Source organism: Streptomyces silvisoli, from assembly GCF_029269905.1.
GTDB lineage: Bacteria > Actinomycetota > Actinomycetes > Streptomycetales > Streptomycetaceae > Streptantibioticus_A > Streptantibioticus_A silvisoli_A.
In genome coordinates this window covers 1-21560 of record NZ_JARJBC010000035.1, presented here as the reverse complement: position 1 = coordinate 21560, position 21560 = coordinate 1, and the positions used below count along the sequence as shown (strand labels likewise).

General features: G+C 67.8%; 18 protein-coding genes. 12 read left to right on the top strand and 6 right to left on the bottom strand.

What is annotated here, in order from left to right:
- Positions 1-5 precede the first annotated feature (5 nt).
- The 3 genes from P3G67_RS33685 to P3G67_RS33675 all read left to right on the top strand — a co-directional run bounded on the left by P3G67_RS33685 (position 6) and on the right by P3G67_RS33675 (position 2058).
- A complete protein-coding gene (locus tag P3G67_RS33685) occupies positions 6-1196 on the top strand; it encodes a S8 family serine peptidase (protein WP_276096895.1) in 1191 nt (396 codons plus the stop codon).
- 155 nt (positions 1197-1351) lie between these two features.
- Positions 1352-1687, top strand: a complete 336-nt coding sequence (locus tag P3G67_RS33680) for a WXG100 family type VII secretion target (RefSeq protein ID WP_269859468.1) — start codon at positions 1352-1354, stop codon at positions 1685-1687.
- 71 nt (positions 1688-1758) lie between these two features.
- On the top strand, positions 1759-2058 hold the full coding sequence (locus P3G67_RS33675) for a WXG100 family type VII secretion target (protein WP_276096894.1): 300 nt from the start codon (positions 1759-1761) through the stop codon (positions 2056-2058).
- 86 nt (positions 2059-2144) lie between these two features.
- Here the strand turns inward: P3G67_RS33675 and P3G67_RS33670 are convergent, their stop codons facing one another.
- The 4 genes from P3G67_RS33670 to eccCa form a co-directional block, all read right to left on the bottom strand.
- Positions 2145-2612 (bottom strand): hypothetical protein, encoded by a 468-nt coding sequence (locus P3G67_RS33670; protein ID WP_276096893.1) that lies wholly within the window; start codon positions 2610-2612, stop codon positions 2145-2147.
- Between the two features lie 154 nt (positions 2613-2766).
- Positions 2767-4983 (bottom strand): DUF6571 family protein, encoded by a 2217-nt coding sequence (locus tag P3G67_RS33665; protein WP_276096892.1) that lies wholly within the window; start codon positions 4981-4983, stop codon positions 2767-2769.
- 8 nt (positions 4984-4991) lie between these two features.
- Entirely contained in the window at positions 4992-5381 is a 390-nt protein-coding gene (locus P3G67_RS33660) for a hypothetical protein (RefSeq protein WP_276096891.1), read from the bottom strand.
- An 89-nt stretch (positions 5382-5470) separates the two neighbouring features.
- On the bottom strand, positions 5471-9424 hold the full coding sequence (gene eccCa / locus P3G67_RS33655) for a type VII secretion protein EccCa (protein ID WP_276096890.1): 3954 nt from the start codon (positions 9422-9424) through the stop codon (positions 5471-5473).
- 167 nt (positions 9425-9591) lie between these two features.
- Here eccCa and eccD point away from each other — a divergent pair, with 167 nt between their 5' ends.
- The 6 genes from eccD to P3G67_RS33625 all read left to right on the top strand — a co-directional run bounded on the left by eccD (position 9592) and on the right by P3G67_RS33625 (position 16695).
- Positions 9592-11034: a type VII secretion integral membrane protein EccD gene (gene eccD, locus P3G67_RS33650; protein WP_269859462.1), complete on the top strand. Its 1443-nt coding sequence runs from the start codon at positions 9592-9594 to the stop codon at positions 11032-11034.
- A 121-nt stretch (positions 11035-11155) separates the two neighbouring features.
- Positions 11156-11443, top strand: coding sequence for a 30S ribosomal protein S15 (rpsO, locus tag P3G67_RS33645; protein ID WP_269859461.1), 288 nt, complete (start codon positions 11156-11158; stop codon positions 11441-11443).
- A gap of 392 nt (positions 11444-11835) precedes the next feature.
- Positions 11836-14058 (top strand): polyribonucleotide nucleotidyltransferase, encoded by a 2223-nt coding sequence (locus P3G67_RS33640; RefSeq protein WP_276096889.1) that lies wholly within the window; start codon positions 11836-11838, stop codon positions 14056-14058.
- A complete protein-coding gene (locus P3G67_RS33635) occupies positions 14055-15437 on the top strand; it encodes a M16 family metallopeptidase (RefSeq protein ID WP_276096888.1) in 1383 nt (460 codons plus the stop codon). Before P3G67_RS33640 ends, P3G67_RS33635 begins: the two co-directional genes overlap by 4 nt.
- Before the next feature lie 44 nt (positions 15438-15481).
- Positions 15482-16237, top strand: a complete 756-nt coding sequence (gene dapB / locus P3G67_RS33630) for a 4-hydroxy-tetrahydrodipicolinate reductase (RefSeq protein WP_269859458.1) — start codon at positions 15482-15484, stop codon at positions 16235-16237.
- A gap of 5 nt (positions 16238-16242) precedes the next feature.
- On the top strand, positions 16243-16695 hold the full coding sequence (locus P3G67_RS33625) for a hypothetical protein (RefSeq protein WP_276096887.1): 453 nt from the start codon (positions 16243-16245) through the stop codon (positions 16693-16695).
- Positions 16696-16742: 47 nt separating this feature from the next.
- Here P3G67_RS33625 and P3G67_RS33620 read toward each other — a convergent pair whose 3' ends face one another.
- Positions 16743-17306, bottom strand: a complete 564-nt coding sequence (locus P3G67_RS33620) for a hypothetical protein (RefSeq protein ID WP_276096886.1) — start codon at positions 17304-17306, stop codon at positions 16743-16745.
- 137 nt (positions 17307-17443) lie between these two features.
- The gene (locus tag P3G67_RS33615; RefSeq protein WP_276096885.1) at positions 17444-17686 is read right to left on the bottom strand and encodes a hypothetical protein; all 243 of its coding nucleotides are present in this window, start codon (positions 17684-17686) and stop codon (positions 17444-17446) included.
- A gap of 173 nt (positions 17687-17859) precedes the next feature.
- Between P3G67_RS33615 and thyX the strand changes: the two genes are divergently transcribed.
- The 3 genes from thyX to P3G67_RS33600 all read left to right on the top strand — a co-directional run bounded on the left by thyX (position 17860) and on the right by P3G67_RS33600 (position 21508).
- Entirely contained in the window at positions 17860-18597 is a 738-nt protein-coding gene (gene thyX, locus P3G67_RS33610; RefSeq protein WP_269859454.1) for an FAD-dependent thymidylate synthase, read from the top strand.
- A gap of 224 nt (positions 18598-18821) precedes the next feature.
- The gene (gene dapA, locus P3G67_RS33605) at positions 18822-19721 is read left to right on the top strand and encodes a 4-hydroxy-tetrahydrodipicolinate synthase (protein WP_276096884.1); all 900 of its coding nucleotides are present in this window, start codon (positions 18822-18824) and stop codon (positions 19719-19721) included.
- Positions 19722-19822: 101 nt separating this feature from the next.
- Positions 19823-21508 (top strand): ribonuclease J, encoded by a 1686-nt coding sequence (locus P3G67_RS33600; protein ID WP_269859452.1) that lies wholly within the window; start codon positions 19823-19825, stop codon positions 21506-21508.
- The last annotated feature ends 52 nt before the right edge of the window (positions 21509-21560 follow it).

Below are 21560 nucleotides of genomic sequence, written 5' to 3'. Positions count from 1 at the left end.
GCGCAATGCGGACGTTGACTAGTAGTACGACACGACGTCGGCTTGCGCCATTGCTCGTGACTTTCAGCGCTTGTGCCGTGCTTTCCGGTGCCATGACTCCGGCAGCTTTTGCCGATGATGCGCGCTCTCACGAGTGGTACCTGGACGCCATGCAGGCGGACAGCATGTGGAAGGTGAGTTCGGGACAAGGCGTGACGGTCGCCGTCGTTGACAGCGGAGTTGACCCCTCGGCGCCTGAACTTCAGGGGCAGCTCGTACCTGGCGAAGACCTCAATGATGGAAAGGCCGGTGAGACCGAGGATCGCACTGGCCACGGCACGGAGATGGCGGCGCTGATCGCCGGAACAGGCGCTGGTGGTGGAATCCAGGGGCTCGCACCTCGCGCGAAGATCCTTCCTCTGAGGTACAACGTGAAGGCCCCCTCCATGGACACTGCCCCCAGGGGAATCCGGTATGCGGTGGATCACGGCGCCCGTATCATCAACATGTCCTTCGGAATTGAACTGCCTGGTGAAATACCCGGGTTGCGTGAGGCCATTGACTATGCCGACCGTAAGGGCGTGTTGATGTTTGCTTCCTCGGGGAACGCAGGCGACAAGGACAATGTGATTACGGCCCCGGCATCGATGGCAGGCGTCGTAGCGGTGGGTGCCGTGGACAAGAGCCTCACAGTTACCAAGTGGTCCAACCACGGGTCGGAACTCGCCCTCGCAGCGCCAGGGGACGACATTCCGATGCGGTGTGCCAATGGTGAGGGCTACTGCTCCAGTGGGGGCACCAGCCAGGCAACTGCCCTCGCCTCTGCCTCCGCTGCCCTTGTCTGGTCCGCTCACCCGGGCTGGACCGGGAACCAGGTGCTGCGCGCCCTGATCGAGACGGCTGGCAGGCCGACGGAAGGCAAGGTGCCGAGCGAGTACGTCGGGTACGGGTTCGTGCGTCCCCGGATGGTCCTGCTCGAGCACCAAGGCGACCCCGGCGCGGCCAACGTCTACCCACTGCCGAACGGCCCGGCGTCGGCGTCGTCCTCTCCGGCGCCCTCGAAGGCCGGGCAGGCCGTGTCGTCGGCACCGCAGCACGGGGAAGCCGAGGCCGCCGCAGGGAGCGGCAACACGACCCTGTGGGTCCTGCTCGGTCTTGGCGCGGCCGTTGTCGTAGGAGGGGTGGCGGCATTCGTGGTGCGACGTAGGTCGGCCTAACTTGCCCAGCATATAGGCGTGTTGGGATTGTCGTGTCCACCTACTAGAGTGACGCGAGAGGCTTACGTCCGCGCTTACTTCCGCGCGTGTGTCAGATCGACGCGAGTCGCACATGGTGACCCGCGGAGTCCGAAAAATCATGGGGGAGGCAGTTAATGACCCAGCAGACGTCGCTTAACTACGAGCGGATTCACAAGCTCGAACGGAGGATTGAGGACACCAGCCACTCGATGACCAAGCAGCTGGGCGACCTGTCGAACATGCTCGCCCAGCTGCAGGCGGACTGGAAGGGCCTCGGTGCCTCGGCGTTCACCAAGGCGCAGCAGGACCTGAATGACGATCACCTCGCGCTGCGTAAGGCACTGGACGTCATCAAGCAGGCTGTGCACGACACCAAGGTCGGCACCCATGCCAACGACGAACAGGTGACCGACGACTTCAAGCGCGTCAACCTGTCCGGGGACCTGAGGAGCGGCCTCGCCGGTTACTAGGCCGGTTCCGGCTTGACGGGATCAAGCCACGTAACGCCGCACTCAAAGCAATTGACTTCACATCAGGGGGCATGATGTCTGACCTCGATCTCAAGGTTCATTACTCCTCGCTGCAGGAGGCCGCCCAAACTCTGAGGAACGCCGCGAAGGTTCTGGCGGGCGAGCTGGACGGCCTGCGTGCCGAGGTGGAGAGCGTGTCCCAGACCTGGGACGGCGAGGCACGCCAGGCGTTCGTCCAGGCCGACACTGTTTGGCGGCAGCGGACGGAACACATCAAGAACGTCCTGAACGACGTCGCGGGCAGGGTCGAGAAGGCTCACGCCAGCTACCACGCGACGGACAAGAAGGCGTCGGGCTACTTCCACGCCTGAGCGAGACCTCAAATGACTGCGGGGTGGGCACCATGGGTGTCCACCCCACAGCTTTGATGAGCGCTTGCGGCCGTACCCGGCGCCTATTAATTCTTCTGGCATGGACGCAGGTCAAGCAAAGCCTGCATCGCAGGATTGATGAGCTTCCTCAGAACTTGCTCATCTTCATCAGTGGCGTTGTCCTTGTTGATGAACAGAGCGTAACGCCATTTTGTGGAAATGCCGGGAGCTGAGCAATTGACGATGCTCCCAACCGTCGCCCCTGTATCATTATGCCACGAGGCGGCTTCATACTTCCCCTCGATTTTTTTGAAATTACTTACAGGGCCATCCGAGGACTGGCGTGCGGCATCGCCTATGGCTACCCTTGACCGAGGGTCTACGGTGTACCATTTCTCCTCCAGCCCCAAGGTCTCCTTGCTGTCAATCCTATAGGAGCATCCTTGGTTTGCGTCCCCCTTGAGGGACGCCGGCCCTTCCTTGGTGAATCCGGAATTCCATTGTTCGACGCTCTTTCCGGTTGGGAACAGCGGCGAATACAGGGACTTTTCCACTGTGAGGCCGCACAGTGTTTGCGGTACAAATCGTGCTTGGCTGCCGCAGCTAGTTAGTGTTGCGCCTAGTGCGACGCACAGCAAGGTGGCGATTGCCCCCTTGGGGCAAGGAGCGGATCTTACACCCACAGCTGTGAACCTTTCAGTGGACCTGTCACCCGTTACGTGATTTCTGCCAGCTTGTTCCTGCGCCGAAGTGTGTCGAGACGGCACCCCCAGCCGAATCCTGCAGAGACCTGATGGTGTCTTGTGAGAGGTGATTCTGCGCACCTGCGCGCGCGACTGCAGCTCTAGCTGCATCAACTGCGGCGAATCGGCCGTTTGCGTACGTGTCCCCGGCGTCGTGTTGTGCCACGACAGTCGTGTCACGATGAATGCTGTTCATGATGTTCTGATTTATGTCGTCTTGCAACCAACCCTCGACAGTGCTGACGCCGGAAAGTTCCTCCGGGATCTTAGCTGCTCCCATGCCTACCCCCAGCACGCGGAGAGCCCATTGGTCGGCGATATCAACCTTGTCGTTAAAGGCTTTGTCGCTTGCGGTGTGAGCCGAGTGAATTGCTTCGGAGCGCGCTTCACTCATGATGCCGGAGATTTCGGCGCCGGGGCCCACGGCATTCGCTATACGGCCGTCAATGGAATTTCCGGAGTCCGAATGACCCTCGTTGATGGCCTCATTTACGAGGTTGCTGGTATATGCTTGTTGTGCGCCCGTGATGGCAGCGTAGGCGTGTGGGTCTTGCCCGATGGTGGCGAGGAAGGGAGCCACGTTTTGGCCGTCGAAGTTTGCGCTACTGCCGAATGTGGGTAGGTCGTAGGAATGGTACATGCTGCGCTGGAAGTCGCCCATGTATTCCGCAGTCATGTCGCCCAGGGTGCTTCGCATAGACGAGAACCTGCCACCATCCGAGATAAGGCTTGGGTTGTCGCCGAATAGATTCACGGTGTGCCGCATGATCGCGGCACTTGCGTCCGAGTGCCTGATCGGGGGGCCGTCATCGCCGTACGGTCGCCCGGTGACCGCGGCTTCAAGTGCTGCCGCGAACCCCTTGGGTCCGTTGGGGTCCATGGACGGAGACGTCGGAATCTCTATGTTTCCCTGCCAGCGAGTGTGATCCACGATGTTCCAGTCGCGGTCTTTGACTAGGTAGTCGAAGCGGCTTTGGCCCGCGCTGGTTCGCGTGTCAAGAAATGAGGTCGCGGCGCCCGGATCGTGGCTCATGATGCCGAGAACGCCGTCGAGCGGATCGTTTGCGAGACCCCATGCACGGCCGGCGTCCACATACGAATCCTTCAGGTGCCATATGTCCTTGTTCTTCTTCTCGGCGCTGATCAGATCGTCGCCCAGGTCGTCAAGGAACTGATGAGAGTAACCGCTCCCGTGCTCCATGAGGGACACCAAACTCTGGTATCCGCGGACGTTGTACCACCCGGGAACGTCGTCGATGGGGAGCCGGTACTCCCGGACTCCCGCCTTCTGTAGATCATCGCGCCACCGCTTGTAAAAGGAAGACCCAGGATCCTTGGTGGCCGCCGCGAGGCTGTCTGCGAAGCCGGTCTCCAGTCTCAGGTACTGCGTCTGGTTCCGTTTGTCGGTGGAGTACGCGAGGTCGTTGAGCCGGTTGGTGAGTTGGATGGTGCCGCCGGCGCCGAGGTCGGTGAGAAGCGTCTGGCTGAAGTCCTTGTCATGCGAATTGGCGCGCATGAGCTTTTCCAGGTTCTGCATGTCCTCGCTGGATAGCTTTCCCTTGGAGTCGAGTTCCAGGGCGAGGTTGGCGGCCTGGTGGCCCTCGTCGCGTTCAAGGTCGCCGTCGGCGTTGGCGTTGAAGGCGACGCCGTTGAGGTTTAGGGGCTGGTAGTTGGAGGCGTCCCGGAGGGCGAGCTTGATGCCGTAGTCCGCGTCGTTGACGGCCTGGACGGCGTCGGCAACGCGGCGGGTCCACTGGCCTTCCACCTCGTGGAGGTCCGGGTCGTGCGCGATGGAGTTCTGCTCGTGTGCCGGCACCTTGCTGTAGTCGAAGGACGCGATGCCGTTCTCGTCCACCTTCATGCCCGCGTGCTCGGCGTCCGAGACGACCTTCTTGACGTTGCCCTGGAGCTCGCTGAGCTTGCCCTCCGCCTGGCGCAGTAGCGAGGCGACGGCCGTGGCTTCCTTCTTGGCGGCGTTAATGTCAGCGAGGGTCTTGATCGATGCGGGGGCGTACGCCTGCTGGCTGAGACCTGACCAGCTGCCGTCGACACCCGTGCTCTGCACCTTGTTCTTGTAGGTGGTCGCCATGGTGTCGAACTTGCCTGCCATCTCGTCCCACTTCTTGGCGGCATCGGTGAGCTTCGACAGGTCCGCGCTGATGACCTGCTGGTACGTAGGCACGGCTACCCCTAGTAGTCCGACAGTTTCGAGGTGGGGCTGGGGTTGAGGACCAACGGCGGGTACTGGTCCTGCGGTGACAGCGGCATCCGCGGCTGTATGGAGAACTGGCCGGAGGTGTCACCGTCGTTGCCCACGAAGAGCGTGTTGGTCTTGCCCAGGGCCGTCTGCTCTCCCAGGAAGCGGTTGCGTAGGTCATTCACCTGCTGGCCCCATTCGGTCAGCGCGTCTTTGAGCCCTGTCGCGGTGTCCCACCCCTTGAGCGTGTTGACGGCGTCGTGCGTAGAGCTGTCCGCCCAACTGCCGTCTGTCTTGAGGTCCTCTTCCAGTCCCTTCAGCGCCGATACGGCGTCCTTCTTGCTCTGGGAGCTCGACTTCAAGTCCCCCTTGTCGCCGGACATCCCGGTCCCCCTCCTGGTGGCAGACGATCAATCGACGCTAGCAAACGGCGCTGACCATCGCATCGTGGCGATGGTCAGCGCCGCGGTGGCTACTGCTCGGGCAGGAAGCCCAGTTGGACCAGTGGTGTGCCGCGCTTGCGTGAGACGAAGAAGCCACGGCCGGTCGGCATCGGGCGCGGGCGGACGTTGCCCAGGATCTCCCCTTCTCCCGGGTCGCCTGACAACACCACGCCCTGGGCGCCGAGTTCCTTGAGGCGCTGCATGAACGGCTCGTACATCGAGCGGCTCGCTCCCGCGGAACTGCGGGCGATGATGAAGCGGATGCCGACGTCCCGGGCGAACGGAAGGTTCTCCACCAGAACCGACATCGGGTTGCTTGGCCCGGTGGAGACGAGTTCGTAGTCGTCGATGATGATGAAGAACTGCGGGCCCTGCCACCAACTGCGGTCACGCAATTGCTGCGGGGTTACGTCCGGTTTGGGCGCACGCCGCTGCATCAGGGCGTTGAGCTCGTTCATGTGGAGTTCGAGCGAGGACGCCATCGGGGCGTATTCCAGCAGATGGCTTTCCGGCAGCGCACCGAGCAGCGAACGCCGGTAGTCGCCCGCGACGATGAGTGCCTCCTGCGGCGTGTACCGCTCCGAGATCTGCTTGGCGATGAGCCGCAGGAGAGAGGACTTTCCGGACTCGCTGTCTCCGAAGACCACGAAGAGCGGGTCGGTCTCGAAGTCGACGAAGACCGGAGCGAGGTTGTTCTCGTCCAGGCCGATGGCGAAGCCCTGGTCGGGGAACTCGAACCCCTTGGGCAGTTCGTCGGCCGGGAGCATGCGCGGCAGCAGCCGGACCTTGGGCGCGTGCGGGCCGGCCCAAGCGCCGTCGACGGTGCGGACCATGGCCGCGGTGGCGTCCGACAGGCCCTCCACCGTGCTGGCTCCGTCGATCCGCGGTAGCGCAGCCATGAAGTGCAGCTTCTCGGGGAGCTGACCGCGACCGGCGACCCCCGCCGGGACGTTCGCGGCGACCTTGCGGTCGAACTCCGAGTCCAGTGGGTCGCCAAGGCGGAGTTCGAGGCGGTTGAGCATCTGGTCCTTGAGCGCGGGCCGCACCTCCATGTACCGGGAAGCGCTGATGACCACATGGATGCCATAGCCGAGGCCGCGTTGCGCGATGTCCGTCACCACCGGCTCGTACATCTCGTAGTCCTGCTTGAAGGCGCCCCACCCGTCGACGACGAGGAAGACATCGCCCCAACTCTCGTCGGGAAGGTCTCCGGCGGCGCGGCGGCGACGATACGTGGTGATCGAGTCGATGCTCTGGGCGCGGAAGAACTCCTCCCTGCGCGCGAGGATTCCGGCGACCTCCGCCACCGTACGGCGCACCCTCTCCGGGTCGAGACGCGAAGCGGTACCGCCGACATGCGGCAGATCGGCGATGGAGCTCATCGAGCCGCCACCGAAGTCCAGCCCGTAGAACTGCACTTCCCGCGGAGTGTGGGTGAGCGCGAAGGCACTGATGAGCGTGCGCAGCAGCGTCGACTTGCCGGACTGCGGACCACCGACCACCAGCATGTGGCCCGCCGCACCGGAGAAGTCCCGGTAGAGGGTGTCGCGCCGCTGCTCGAACGGCTTGTCCACGACGCCCAGCGGAACGACCAGTCCGCCGGGGCGCGGGTACTCCCGAGCCGTCAGGCCACGGCCTTCCACCGGAGCCAGCGGCGGGAGCAGTTCGTCGAGCGAGGGCGCCTTGTCCAGCGGCGGCAGCCAGACCTGATGGGCCGGTGGACCCTGTCCTTCGAGCCGCTGAACTATCACGTCGAGAACGGTGTCGGTCAGCGAGGAGTCGTCATCGTTTCGCGGGGCCAGGGAGAATCCGGGTTCGGGCATCGCGTAGGTCACGGGCACGTGCGCCGCCGTGAACAGCACGGGACGCTTCTCCACCGGCAGGGACTCGGTGCCGGAATGGGTGACGCCGGAACGGTAGGCGCCGGAGACGTAGGCCGCCTTGAAGCGCACCATCTCGTCCGTACCGAACTTCAGATACCCCGAACCCGGAAGCGACGGCAGGTGGTAGGCGTCCGGGACGCCCAGCGCCGCCCGGGACTCCGCCGCGGAGAAAGTGCGCAGACCGATGCGGTACGACAGGTAGGTGTCGAGCCCGCGCAGTCGTCCTTCTTCCAGGCGTTGGGAGGCGAGCAGCAGATGGACACCCAGCGACCGGCCGATTCGGCCGATCTGGATGAACATGTCGATGAAGTCCGGCTTGGCGGTGAGGAGTTCGCTGAACTCGTCGATCACCAGCAGCAGGGAAGCCAGCGGCTCCAGCGGTGCGCCCGCCGCCCGGGCCTTCTCGTAGTCGTGGATGTTCGCGTAGTTGCCCGCGGAGCGCAGCAACTCCTGGCGGCGCTGCAACTCGCCGGTGATCGAGTCGCGCATGCGGTCGACCAGTGTCAGGTCGTCGGCCAGGTTGGTGATGACGGCGGCTACATGCGGCAGTTCGGACATACCGGCGAATGTCGCGCCGCCCTTGAAGTCGGCGAGCACGAAGTTCAGCGTCTCGGAGGAGTGCGTGACGGCGAGGCCCAGCACCAGTGTGCGCAGCAGCTCCGACTTGCCCGAACCGGTTGCCCCGACGCACAGGCCGTGCGGTCCCATGCCTTCCTGGGCCGCCTCCTTGAGGTCGAGCATCACCGGCTGGCCGTCCTGGCCCACGCCGATCGGAACCCGGAGCCGCTCATGGTGGGAGCGCGGCCGCCAGGTCCGTGCGGCGTCCACCGAGGCGGCGTCGCCGAGCCCGAGCAGATCGGTGAACTCCAGGTTCGTCAGCAGGGGTTCCTCACCGTCCCCGCTGCCCACCCGCAGCGGTGCGAGCTGCCTGGCCAGTGCGGTCGCCTCGGTGTCACTGAGGAAGTCGGGGGAGCCTTCGTACACGATGCCGTCGGCGGTCTCGGTGCGCAGCCGCCCGGGTTGCACGATCACCGACAACGCCCCACTCGGCTCGTACAGTTCACCCGCCACCACCTCCACGACGGTGACGCCCTGGAGCCCCTCGGGGCTGGCGATCAACGACTCCGCGGGCACCGTGGCGTTGTCCACGACGATCACCACATGCGCCTGGTCGAGGAGAAGTTCACCACTGCGGTGGAACCGCGGTCGGCCCTCCAGGTGCTTGGACAGCAGCTCCTCCAACTCGCCCAGGTCGTCGGAGAACAACCGCCGCGCCCCCGCCCCGTCCAACGCCCCCGGCAGCTGCGTGTGCGGGAGCCACTTCGCCCACTCCCACTCCGACGCCGCGCCGCGGCCCGCCACGACCGCGATGACCAGGTCCTCGGGGGAGTGGAGGGCGGCGAGTTGGGCGAGCAGGGCGCGGGCGCTGCCGTAGACCGAGTCGGGGGCGCCGGAGACGGTCAGGTGGTAGAAGGAGCGCAGGCTGACCGCCATCGGCAGGCCGTCGAGGGCGCCGTGGGCGGAGAGGAACTGGCGCATCGCGGCGGCGGTCAGCGGTTCGAGTTCGTCCACCGGGGCGGTGGTCGGCGCGACCAGCGGGGTGGCCAGCTGCTGCGGGCCGAGGCCGATGCGCACCTGCGCGAAGTCCTCGTCGTTGATGCGGCGTTCCCACACCCGCTTGCCCTCGGCGACCAGTGACCACAGCTGGTCGGGGGAGGGGTGCTGGTGGAACTGGGCGGCACGCTGGGTCACCGCCGTCCTGCGGACCTGCTTGCGCACCTGCGCCAGGTACTTGAAGTAGTCGCGGCGGGCCTGCGACATCTGACCGCTGGGGCCCTGGCGCATCTTGACCGCCTGGGCGATGGCCATCGCGCCCGTGGAGGCCACCATCAGTCCGCCCATGACCTTCATGAACGCCTGCTGGCCCGGCATGAAGAAGAAGGCGGCCGACGAGGCCATGCCGAGCATCGGCAACAGGGCCATCAAGATGCCCTGGTCCTGGGTTCTGGGCAGTTCGGGAGGGGTCTCCAGTCGCACTTCCTCGGTCGGGACCTCGGGCGGCACCGCCCGGGGCGGGCGCTTGACGACGACCACACTCACCGATGCATCAATCCTCAATGCGGAGACGAAAGTTCCGCACCGGCGCCCCCGTGGCGACGGCCTCCCTCCGCGCGACGGCCGATCCTACTGGGCATGCCAACTCGCCATCCCGATAGGGTGACCACCCGCACCTGCCGCACCGTACGCACGCTAGGGGGAACCGCGAGGTGAGCACGACCGCAGGGACCGGCTTCTGCCGGGTCACCGTCGTCGCACCCGACAGCCGTATCGATGTCGCCCTTCCGGAGGACATCGCGCTCGCCGACGTGTACCCCGAGATCCTGCGACTGTCCGGACAGACGCAGCCGGACGGCGCGCCCACCGGCTGGCACCTGGTGCGGCGGGACGGCACGGTGCTCGACGGCGCCCGCTCGCTCGCCGCGCAGCGCGTGCTGGACGGCGAACTGCTCTCCCTGCGCCCGTTCGCCGAGTCGCTGCCGCCCGCGGTCTACGACGACGTGGTGGACGCCGTCGCCTCCGCCGTCACCCGAGACCGGCGGCGCTGGAACGACGACCTGATGCGGGCGGCCGGACTGGTCGGCGGTGTGCTGCTGCTGGTCCTGATGGGCTTCGTGCTGTGGTTCGCCGACCCGGTACGGCACGACATGCACAGCCTGCCCGGCGTCATCGCGGGCGCGGCCGGGGTGCTGCTCACCGCGTTGTCGGCGGTCCGTGCCCGGGTCTACGACGATCGCGGCTCCGCCGTCGCGCTCGGGCTGGCCGCGCTGCCGCTGCTGATGATCGCCGGATCCGGCATCGTCGCCGCCGACCCCGGACAGGGACAGGGGCGGCTGCAGTTCCTGCTGGGCTGCGTCACCGTGCTGGTGGTGTCAGCGCTGCTCATCGCGTTCACCCCGCAAGGTGATGCCCCGTTCGTGGCGGCGGCGTTCGTGTCCGGCGTCGGCACCCTGGCCACCTTCGTCGGGATCCTCACCGAGGCGTCCGCCAGCGACACCGCCGCCACGTGCGCCGTCGCGGCGATCGCGGTCACCGCCTTCCTGCCCTCGCTGTCCGCCCGCTTCGCCCGGCTGCCGATCGGCTACACCGCGCCGCGCGCCGAGGGCGCCGACGGCCGGGACGAGCCGGTGGACGAGGAGCGGATCGCCGCCCGCGCCCGGCGCGGCCACGAGATGCTGCTCGGACTGGTCGGCGGCTGCTCGGCGGTCGTGGTGGGCTGCGCCGCGGTGCTCGGCTTCACGCACTCCCTCTGGGCGCAGCTGCTGGCACTGGCCGTCGGGGCGGCCACGCTGCTGCGGGCCCGGCTCTTCCGCTACACCGCACAGGTGACCTGCCTGCTGGTGGCCGGGATCGCCGCGATCGGCCTGCTGGTGCTCGGGCTGTCCCTCAACCCCCCGTCGAGCCTGGTGCGCGACCTGCTCACCGGTAACAGCGCCCAGGTCGACATCCGTACCGTGTGGCTGGCGGCCAGCGTCGCCGCGGGCGCCGGGCTGCTCACCGCGATCGCGCTGATCGTGCCGAAGAAGGGCGTCTCCCCGTTCTGGGGCCGACTGCTCGACCTGGTGGAGGGCGCCGTGCTGCTCTCCCTGGTACCGCTGTGCCTTGCGGTGCTGAACGTGTACGCGGCGGCCCGCGGGATGACCTCCGGGTAGCGGCTGGTACTCTGGGTGATCGCTGCATGCCCGCATGCGGCCTGTCCGCCGAGTCATCCAAGACCCGTCTGTGATGAAGACCAGGGGCACTCGCGGACAACGACCACTCGAAGGAGTACGCGTGTCGCTCGACGCCGCCACGAAGAAGCAGATCGTCACCGAGTTCGGTTCCTCTGAGAGCGACACCGGCTCCCCCGAGGTCCAGGTCGCGCTGCTGACCCGCCGCATCTCGGACCTGACCGAGCACCTGAAGACCCACAAGCACGACCACCACTCCCGCCGTGGTCTGCTGCTGCTCGTCGGCCAGCGCCGCCGCCTGCTGCAGTACCTGGCGAAGAAGGACATCACGCGTTTCCGTACCCTGGTCGACCGCCTCGGCATCCGCCGTGGTGCGGCGGGCGCCAAGTAAGACGTCGTGGAGGGAGCGGTTCCCAGACCTGGGGGCCGCTCCCTTTGCCGTATGTGTGACCACGCCACGCATGTGACCGGACCGCAAGCTTTGTAGGCTGGCCCCGGTACCACCTGACGAAGGCGACTTCGCACAGAAGACAACTTCACACCGGAGAAGCCTCGGGTAGAGGCTTCGGAAGAAGGAGGAGCGCCCGCGCCAGCCGACCGCCGAGTCGGTGCCAGAGGCGCCGGTCCTCGGTAGTGGCCCCCGGGCAGCGCGCGAGCGCGGCACCCGGTGGCTTCGATCGAAGACCGGCCCGGCCGGGACCGTGGGTCGGCACACGTGCGGCGCTCCACCGCAGAGGGTCCCCGGGCGGTTGCCCGGGGGCAGACACAAGGAGAATCCCCATAGTGGAGAACGAGACCCACTACGCCGACGCCGTCATCGACAACGGCCCCTTCGGCACCCGTACCATCCGCTTCGAGACGGGCCGCCTCGCCCGCCAGGCCGCCGGCTCCGCCGTGGCGTACCTGGACGACGAGACCATGGTCATGTCGGCCACCACCGCGTCGAAGCACCCCAAGGACCAGCTCGACTTCTTCCCGCTGACGGTGGACGTCGAGGAGCGGATGTACGCGGCCGGGCGGATCCCCGGCTCGTTCTTCCGCCGTGAGGGCCGCCCCTCCGAGGACGCCATCCTCACCTGCCGACTGATCGACCGCCCGCTGCGCCCGTCCTTCAAGAAGGGCCTGCGCAACGAGATCCAGGTCGTCGCCACGGTGATGGCGCTCAACCCGGACCACCTCTACGACGTGGTCGCCATCAACGCCGCCTCCGCCTCGACGCAGCTCGCCGGTCTGCCGTTCTCCGGCCCGATCGGCGGCGTGCGCGTCGCGCTGATCCGCGGCCAGTGGGTGGCGTTCCCGACCCACAGCGAGCTGGAAGAGGCCGTGTTCGACATGGTCGTCGCGGGCCGCACGCTCGAGGACGGCGACGTCGCGATCATGATGGTCGAGGCCGAGGCCACCGAGAAGACCATCAAGCTGGTCGAGGGCGGCGCCGAGGCGCCGACCGAGGAGGTCGTGGCCGCCGGTCTTGAGGCTGCCAAGCCGTTCATCAAGGCGCTGTGCAAGGCCCAGTCGGACCTCGCCGCCAAGGCCGCCAAGCCCACCGCCGAGTTCCCGATCTACCTCGACTACCAGGACGACGTCCTGGAGGCGCTCACCGAGGCAGTCCGCGACGAGCTGGCCCAGGCCCTGACCATCGCCGGCAAGCAGGCCCGCGAGGCCGAGCTGGACCGGGTCAAGGCGCTGGCCGCCGAGAAGCTGCTGCCGCAGTTCGAGGGGCGCGAGAAGGAGATCTCCGCCGCCTACCGCGCGCTGACCAAGAAGCTGGTCCGCGAGCGCGTCATCAAGGACAAGGTCCGCATCGACGGCCGCGGTGTCACCGACATCCGCACCCTGTCCGCCGAGGTCGAGGTCGTGCCGCGGGTGCACGGCTCGGCGCTGTTCGAGCGCGGCGAGACCCAGATCCTGGGCATCTCCACGCTGAACATGCTGCGCATGGAGCAGCAGCTGGACACGCTGTCGCCCGAGACGCGCAAGCGCTACATGCACAACTACAACTTCCCGCCGTACTCCACCGGTGAGACCGGCCGCGTCGGCTCGCCCAAGCGCCGCGAGATCGGCCACGGCGCGCTGGCCGAGCGGGCGCTGATCCCGGTGCTGCCCACCCGCGAGGAGTTCCCGTACGCCATCCGCCAGGTCTCCGAGGCGCTGGGCTCCAACGGCTCGACCTCGATGGGCTCGGTGTGCGCGTCGACCATGTCGCTGCTGAACGCCGGTGTGCCGCTGAAGGCCCCGGTCGCCGGTATCGCCATGGGCCTGATCTCGCAGGAGATCGACGGTGAGACGCACTACGTGACGCTCACCGACATCCTGGGCGCCGAGGACGCGTTCGGCGACATGGACTTCAAGGTCGCCGGTACCAAGACGTTCGTCACCGCGCTGCAGCTCGACACCAAGCTCGACGGCATCCCCGCCTCCGTGCTGGCCGCCGCGCTGAAGCAGGCCCGGGACGCGCGACTGCACATCCTGGACGTGATGAGCGAGGCCATCGACGTTCCGGACGAGATGTCCCCGAACGCGCCGCGGATCATCAGCATCAAGATCCCGGTCGACAAGATCGGCGAGGTCATCGGCCCCAAGGGCAAGATGATCAACCAGATCCAGGAGGACACCGGCGCCGAGATCGCCATCGAGGACGACGGCACGGTGCTGATCGGCGCCTCCGAGGGCTCGGCCGCCGAGGCCGCCCGCGCCACCATCAACGGCATCGCCAACCCGACGATGCCCGAGGTCGGCGAGCGCTACCTGGGCACCGTCGTCAAGACCACCACGTTCGGCGCGTTCGTCTCGCTGATGCCGGGCAAGGACGGTCTGCTGCACATCTCGCAGATCCGCAAGCTCGCCGGCGGCAAGCGGGTGGAGAACGTGGACGACGTGCTGGGAGTCGGCGCCAAGGTCCAGGTCGAGATCGCCGAGATCGACCAGCGCGGCAAGCTGTCGCTGATCCCGGTCATCGAGGGCGAGGACGGCGCGGACGAGGACGCGAAGGACGAGTCCGCCAAGTGACCTCGGCAACGCACCGTGGGACGGCCCGCACCTCTTCCGAGGGGCGGGCCGTCCCCCGTACCACCACCCGCACCGTGCTCAAGGGCGAGGACGGCGGCGGCACGGTCCGCAGGACGGTCCTCCCCGGCGGCCTGCGGATCGTCACCGAGACCCTGCCGACCGTCCGCTCGGCGACGTTCGGGATATGGGTCGGCGTCGGCTCGCGGGACGAGACGCCCAAGCTCAACGGCGCCACGCACTACCTGGAACACCTGCTCTTCAAGGGCACCGAGCGGCGTACCGCGCTGGACATCTCCGCGGCGGTCGACGCGGTCGGCGGCGAGATGAACGCGTTCACCGCCAAGGAGTACACGTGCTACTACGCGCGGGTGCTCGACACCGACCTGCCGCTGGCCATCGACGTCATCTGCGACATGCTCACCGGCTCGCTGATCACCGCCGAGGACGTGGACGCGGAGCGCGGCGTGGTCCTCGAAGAGATCGCGATGACCGAGGACGATCCGGGCGACCAGGTGCACGACCTGTTCACCACGGCGGTCCTCGGCGACTCCCGGCTGGGCCGTCCGGTGCTCGGCACGGTCGACACCATCAACGCGCTGACCCGGGACCAGATCGCCCGCTTCTACGACCGGCACTACGGCGCGCCGAACCTGGTCGTCGCGGCCGCGGGCAACATCGACCACGGCAAGGTGGTACGCCAGGTGCGCCGCGCCTTCGAGCGGGCGGGCGCGCTGGGCGACCCCATGGCGCTGCCGGCGCCACCGCGCTCCGGCGCCCGTACGGTGCGCAGCGTCGGACGCGTCGAGCTGCTGGACCACCGCACCGAGCAGGCGCACGTCATCCTCGGCATGCCCGGCCTGTCCCGCACCGACGAGCGGCGCTGGGCGCTCGGCGTGCTCAACACCGCGCTGGGCGGCGGCATGAGCTCCCGGCTGTTCCAGGAGGTGCGGGAGAAGCGCGGGCTGGCCTACTCGGTGTACTCGTACACCACCTCGTTCGCCGACTGCGGACTGTTCGGGGTGTACGCGGGGTGCGCGCCGAACAAGACCGGCGAGGTGCTCAAGATCTGCCGCGACCAGCTGCACGACATCGTGGAACACGGTCTGTCGGACGAGGAGCTGCGGCGGGCCGCCGGGCAGATGTCCGGCTCCACCGTGCTTGGCCTGGAGGACACCGGGGCCCTGATGAACCGCATCGGCAAGAGCGAGCTGTGCTGGGGCGAGCAGTTGTCGGTGGGCGAGATGCTGGCCAAGATCGCCGCCGTCACCCCGGACGACGTACGGGCGGTGGCGCGTGATGTGCTGGACGCCCGCCCGTCGCTGGCCGCGATCGGCCCGCTGGGCAAGCAGGCGGCGCGGCTGCACGAGGCCGTGGCCTGAGCGCGGCCGGGACTGAAGCCCCCTAACCGGAGGAATCGCGAAAGATGAGCAGCAAGCTGCGGGTAGCCGTCATCGGCGCGGGCGGACGCATCGGCTCCGAGGCGGTACGTGCCGTCGAGGCCGCCGACGACATGGAGCTGGTGGCCGCGCTCGGGCGGGGCGACTCGCTCGACGTGCTGACCGCCGCGGGTGCCGAGGTCGTCGTGGAACTCACCCACCCCGACTCGGTGATGGGCAATCTGGAGTTCTGCGTGCGCCACGGCATCCACGCGGTGGTCGGCACCACCGGATGGACCGAGGAGCGCCTCGCCACGCTGCGCGGCTGGCTGGCCGAGTCGCCGTCCACCGGTGTGCTCATCGCGCCGAACTTCTCCATCGGCGCGGTGCTCGGCATGAAGTTCGCGCAGCTTGCCGCCCGGTTCTTCGAGTCCGTCGAGGTGGTCGAGCTGCACCACCGCGGCAAGGCGGACGCCCCGTCCGGTACGGCGACCCGCACCGCCCAACTCATCGCCGCGGCACGGGAGAAGGCGGGCATCGCGCCCCAGCAGGACCCGACCACGCACGGCCTTGAGGGCGCCCGTGGCGCGGACGTGGACGGGGTGCCGGTGCACGCGGTCCGGCTGCGCGGGCTGCTGGCCCACCAGGAGGTGCTGTTCGGTGACACCGGCGAGACGCTCACCATCCGGCACGACTCGCTCCACCACAGCTGCTTCATGCCGGGCATCCTGCTGGCCGCCCGCCGGGTCGGCGAGGTGCCGGGGCTGACCTTCGGGCTCGAACACTTCATGGATCTGGACTGAGGGACGTGCGCGCCAAGATCACGTATTTCGTCCTGGCCGCCGTCCTGGTCGTCTACTTCGTGCTGGCCGGCGACCGGGGCGTGGTGCTCATCGAGCAGGGCACCCCGATCACCGTCGTGTTCGGCGTGGCCGTGCTGATCATTCCGCTGATCGGCGCCTGGTTCCTGTGGCAGACCACCCGCTTCGCGCACCGGGCTGACCAGCTCGCCAAGGAGCTGGACGCCGAAGGCGGCCTACCGGTGGACGAGTTGGTGCGCACCCCCGGTGGCAAGATCGACCGAGACTCCGCCGACGCGGTGTTCGCCAAGCGGCAGGCGGAGACGGAGGCGTCTCCGAACGATTGGCGTTGCTGGTTCAGGTTGGCGGTCGCGTACCACGATGCGCGGGACACCCCGCGGGCGCGCAAGGCGATGCAGCGGGCCATCGCCCTGCATGACGGCAAGGCGGTACGGGGGTAGGGCACCCGCCCGGGGTGCGGCGGCCCGGTGCCGCCGCACCGCCTGGTTCAGCCGCGCGAGCGGGTCGCCCAGTCCTCCACCACGTCCGCCGCGAGGTCGAAGGCGTCGGAGCGGCCGAGGAAGTCCGCGTTGTGGTCGGTGATCAGGGTGCGCGGCTCCGCGCCGTCAGCAGCCTGGAGCACCAGCGCCTGGCCCTGCACGGTGCGCGGCAGCGCCAGCCACTTCACCGGCTGCTGCGCGGTGCGTACCGCCCCGACCCGCCCCCACGGCACCGTCACCGTACGCAGCAGGCCGACCTGCCGCAGCCCCCGGCCGCTCACCCAGACGCCCATCCGCAGTGACCGCAGCGCCCCGGCGATCACCAGCACCGCGGTGCCGACGCTCAGCCCGGCACCGGTCAGGCCGCCCGCCGCGGCCACGATCACCCCGGCGAACAGCAGGTACGAGGCGATCACCAGCAGCAGCGAGGCGATCGCCACCCGCCATGGGCCCGGCCGGTACGGCCGCCACCAATGGTCCTCGGAGTCCCTGGCGGCATGGTGCCGTGCGGTGGGAGCGGCGTCAGAAGGCTGGTCGTGGCCGCCGTCGGCGGTGAGGAAGGACAGGGGCACGGCGTCGACGTCCCTTCCGTCGGACAGGCATGGGTGGCTCTGTGACGGGTGAGGCTACCAGCGCCGTTCAGCGGCCGGTCAGGCGCGGCTGGGCGCCAACGCCTGCTCTGCGACAGCGGGCGCGGCGCCGGGTGGCGCTAGCGGTGCTGGGCGGCTGTCGCCGAATGCTGGCCGGTGGTGCCCGGCTGGTGCACTTCCAACGCGGGCATGCCGAGGACGACGGCACCCACCAGGGAGGCGACCACGGTGACCGTCGCGAGTATGCGCCCGGCGAGCTGGACGCGGGTGGCACGTTCTCGCGGGGGAGGGGCCACATTGCTTCGGAAGCGGTCCGCCTCGGCGACGAAGGCGAACGGAACCGGCTCTCCCCGGCGGAACATAGGGCACCCTCCCTGGTCGTGGGCTCGCACCTGCTTCGGCGTCTGGCCTGGAAACGTACGAAGCCGCCCGGTAGTGCCCGTTTCCCCCGGAATCTCCGGGGATTTTTCGACGTAAGCTTGGCGCCGCCCCCTGGGCGTCCCCAGGCGACAACCGCAGGCAGGAAGGACCACTGGTGACCGACACCTCCACTGAGACCGCTGTACGGTTCCGCAGCGACATGACCGTGGAACTGGTCAAGCACAACGCGGCGGACTCGGACGTGCTGTGGGCGGCGCGAGTGTCCACCGCGGGGGAGCAGTCCATCGACGAGCTGGCCAAGGACCCCGAACGGTCCAAGGGGCTCATCAACTTCCTGATGCGCGACCGGCACGGCAGCCCGTTCGAGCACAACTCGATGACCTTCCTGATCAGCGCGCCGATCTTCGTCTTCCGGGAGTTCATGCGGCACCGCGTCGGCTGGTCGTACAACGAGGAGTCCGGCCGCTACCGCGAGCTGCAGCCGGTCTTCTACGTCCCGGACGAGAGCCGCAAGCTGGTGCAGGAGGGCCGTCCCGGCAAGTACGTGTTCGTGGAGGGCACCCCCGCGCAGCAGGAACTGACCGGACGCGTGATGCAGGACTCCTACCGCCAGGCGTACGAGGCCTACCAGGAGATGCTGGCGGCCGGTGTGGCCCGCGAGGTCGCCCGCTCGGTGCTCCCCGTCGGCCTGTACTCCTCGATGTACGCCACCTGCAACGCCCGTTCGCTGATGCACTTCATCGGTCTGCGCACCCAGCACGAGCTGGCCAAGGTGCCCTCGTTCCCGCAGCGGGAGATCGAGATGGTGGGCGAGAAGATGGAGGCGGAGTGGGCCAAGCTCATGCCGTTGACCCACGCGGCCTTCAACGCCAACGGACGTATCGCCCCGTAGTGCGGACACCAGTTGACGTGCGCTGACGCACGGGCCGTCGAACCAGTGCCTCAAGTGTCCAAATTGCGGGTATTGGTGAAGTTCATCTAGGCTGCAGAAACGGATTCCGGTGCTGCTTGGACCCCCGAGCAGGCAGCGCCGGAATCCTCTGAGCAGCCTCTTGGGGCAGCCGCGAAGGTCCCCGAGGGGACACCCCCGTACTCGCTACGAGTAGCGTTGGACCCATGGCTCCGACCTCCACACCGCAGACCCCCTTCGGGCGGGTCCTGACCGCAATGGTCACGCCGTTCACCCCGGACGGCGCCCTCGACGTCGACGGCGCACAGCGCCTCGCCGCCCATCTGGTGGACGCAGGCAACGACGGCCTGATCGTCAACGGCACCACCGGCGAGTCCCCGACCACCAGCGATGCGGAGAAAGAGCAGCTGGTGCGGGCGGTACGGGAAGCGGTCGGCGACCGCGCCTTCGTCGTCGCCGGTGTCGGCACCAACGACACCCGGCACAGTGTCGAACTCGCCCGCCAGGCCGAACGGGCCGGAGCCCACGGCCTGCTCACCGTGACGCCGTACTACAGCAAGCCCACCCAGGAGGGCCTGTACCGGCACTTCACCGCCATCGCGGACAGCACCGACCTCCCGGTGATGCTCTACGACATCCCCGGCCGCAGCGGTGTCCCGATCCAGACCGAGACCATCGTCCGGCTCGCCGAGCACCCGCGCATCGTCGCCAACAAGGACGCCAAGGGCGACCTCGGGCGGGCCAGCTGGACCATCGCGCGCAGCGGCCTGGCCTGGTACTCCGGCGACGACATGCTCAACCTGCCGCTGCTGTCGGTCGGCGCGGTCGGCTTCGTCTCGGTCGTCAGCCACCTGGTCACGCCCGAGCTGCGCTCCCTGGTCGAGGCCTACCTCGCGGGCGACGTGGCCAAGGCCCTGGAGGTCCACCAGCGGCTGCTGCCCGTCTACACCGGCGTGTTCCGCACCCAGGGCGTCATCACGGTGAAGGCCGCCCTCGGCCTGAAGGGCCTGCCCGGCGGGCCGCTACGGCTGCCCCTGGTGGAACTCTCCGAGGACGAGACCGAGCAGCTGAAGAGGGATCTCGCCGCGGGCGGGGTACAGCTCTAGCAAAAGACTTCACAACTGAATACCGGACCGGAAACACAGCACGACGCACTCGCGCCACGAACCCGCGTAGGGCACGTGGCGCGAGTGGTAAGGAGATACTTTTGAGCCATCCGCACCCTGATCTCGCGGCGCCCCCTGCCCTGCCGCAGGGCGGCCTGCGCATCACCCCGCTCGGCGGCCTCGGTGAGATCGGCCGCAACATGACGGTCTTCGAATTCGGTGGCCGGCTGCTGATCGTCGACTGCGGGGTGCTCTTCCCGGAGGAGGAGCAGCCCGGAATCGATTTGATCCTGCCCGACTTCACCTCCATAAGGGACCGCCTCGACGACGTGGTGGGCATCGTCCTCACCCACGGTCACGAGGACCACATCGGCGGCGTGCCGTTCCTGCTGCGCGAGAAGCCCGACATCCCGCTCATCGGCTCGAAGCTCACCCTCGCCCTGATCGAGGCCAAGCTCCAGGAGCACCGCATCCGGCCGTACACGCTGGAGGTCGAGGAAGGCCGCCGGGAACGCATCGGCCCCTTCGACTGCGAGTTCGTCGCCGTCAACCACTCCATTCCGGACGCCCTGGCCGTCGCCATCCGCACCCCCGCGGGCATGGTCGTGCACACCGGCGACTTCAAGATGGACCAGCTTCCGCTGGACGGCCGCCTCACCGACCTGCCCGCCTTCGCCAGGCTCGGCGAGGAGGGCATCGACCTGCTGCTGTCGGACTCCACCAACGCGGAGGTCCCCGGCTTCATCCCGCACGAGCGCGACATCACGCCGGTACTGCGTCAGGTCTTCGCCAAGGCCGAGCGCCGCATCATCGTGGCCAGCTTCGCCAGCCACGTGCACCGCATCCAGCAGGTACTCGACGCGGCCTACGAGTACGGGCGCCGGGTGGCGTTCGTCGGCCGCTCGATGGTCCGCAACATGGGCATCGCACGTGACCTCGGTTATCTGCGCGTTCCCGGCGGCCTGGTGGTGGACGTCAAGACGCTGGACGACCTGCCGGACGAGGAGATCGTGCTGATCTGCACCGGCTCGCAGGGCGAACCGATGGCGGCGCTCTCCCGGATGGCCAACCGCGACCACCAGATCCGGATCGTCGAGGGCGACACGGTGGTGCTCGCCTCCTCGCTGATCCCCGGCAACGAGACCTCGGTGTACCGGGTCATCAACGGGCTGACACGCTGGGGCGCCAACGTCGTGCACAAGGGCAACGCCCGGGTGCATGTCTCCGGCCATGCGTCGGCCGGTGAGCTCCTGTACTTCTACAACATCTGCAAGCCGCGCAATCTCATGCCGGTGCACGGTGAATGGCGCCATCTGCGGGCCAACGCGGATCTCGGAATCGCCACCGGCGTTCCGAAGGAGCGCACGGTCATCGCCGAGGACGGCGTGGTCGTGGACCTGGTCGACGGCGTCGCCAGGATCACCGGCAAGGTGCAGGCGGGATATGTGTACGTCGACGGTCTGTCCGTCGGCGATGTCACCGAGACCTCGCTCAAGGACCGCCGCATTCTCGGCGACGAGGGCATCGTCTCCATTTTCGTCGTCGTGGACAGCACGACGGGCAAGATCGTTGGCGGCCCCGACATCCAGGCGCGCGGCTCGGGCATTGAGGACGCGGCGTTCGCACCGGTGGTGGCGAAGATCGAGGAGTCGCTGCTCAGGTCCGCCGAGGACGGCGTTCTGGAACCGCACCAGGTGCAGCAGCTCATCCGACGGGTCGTCGGCAAGTGGGTCTCCGACACCTACCGCCGTCGCCCGATGATCCTGCCTGTGGTCGTAGAGGTCTGACGGATCGTCAACGAGCGGGGCGCCCCGAATTGACAAACTGAGCCCCCCACAC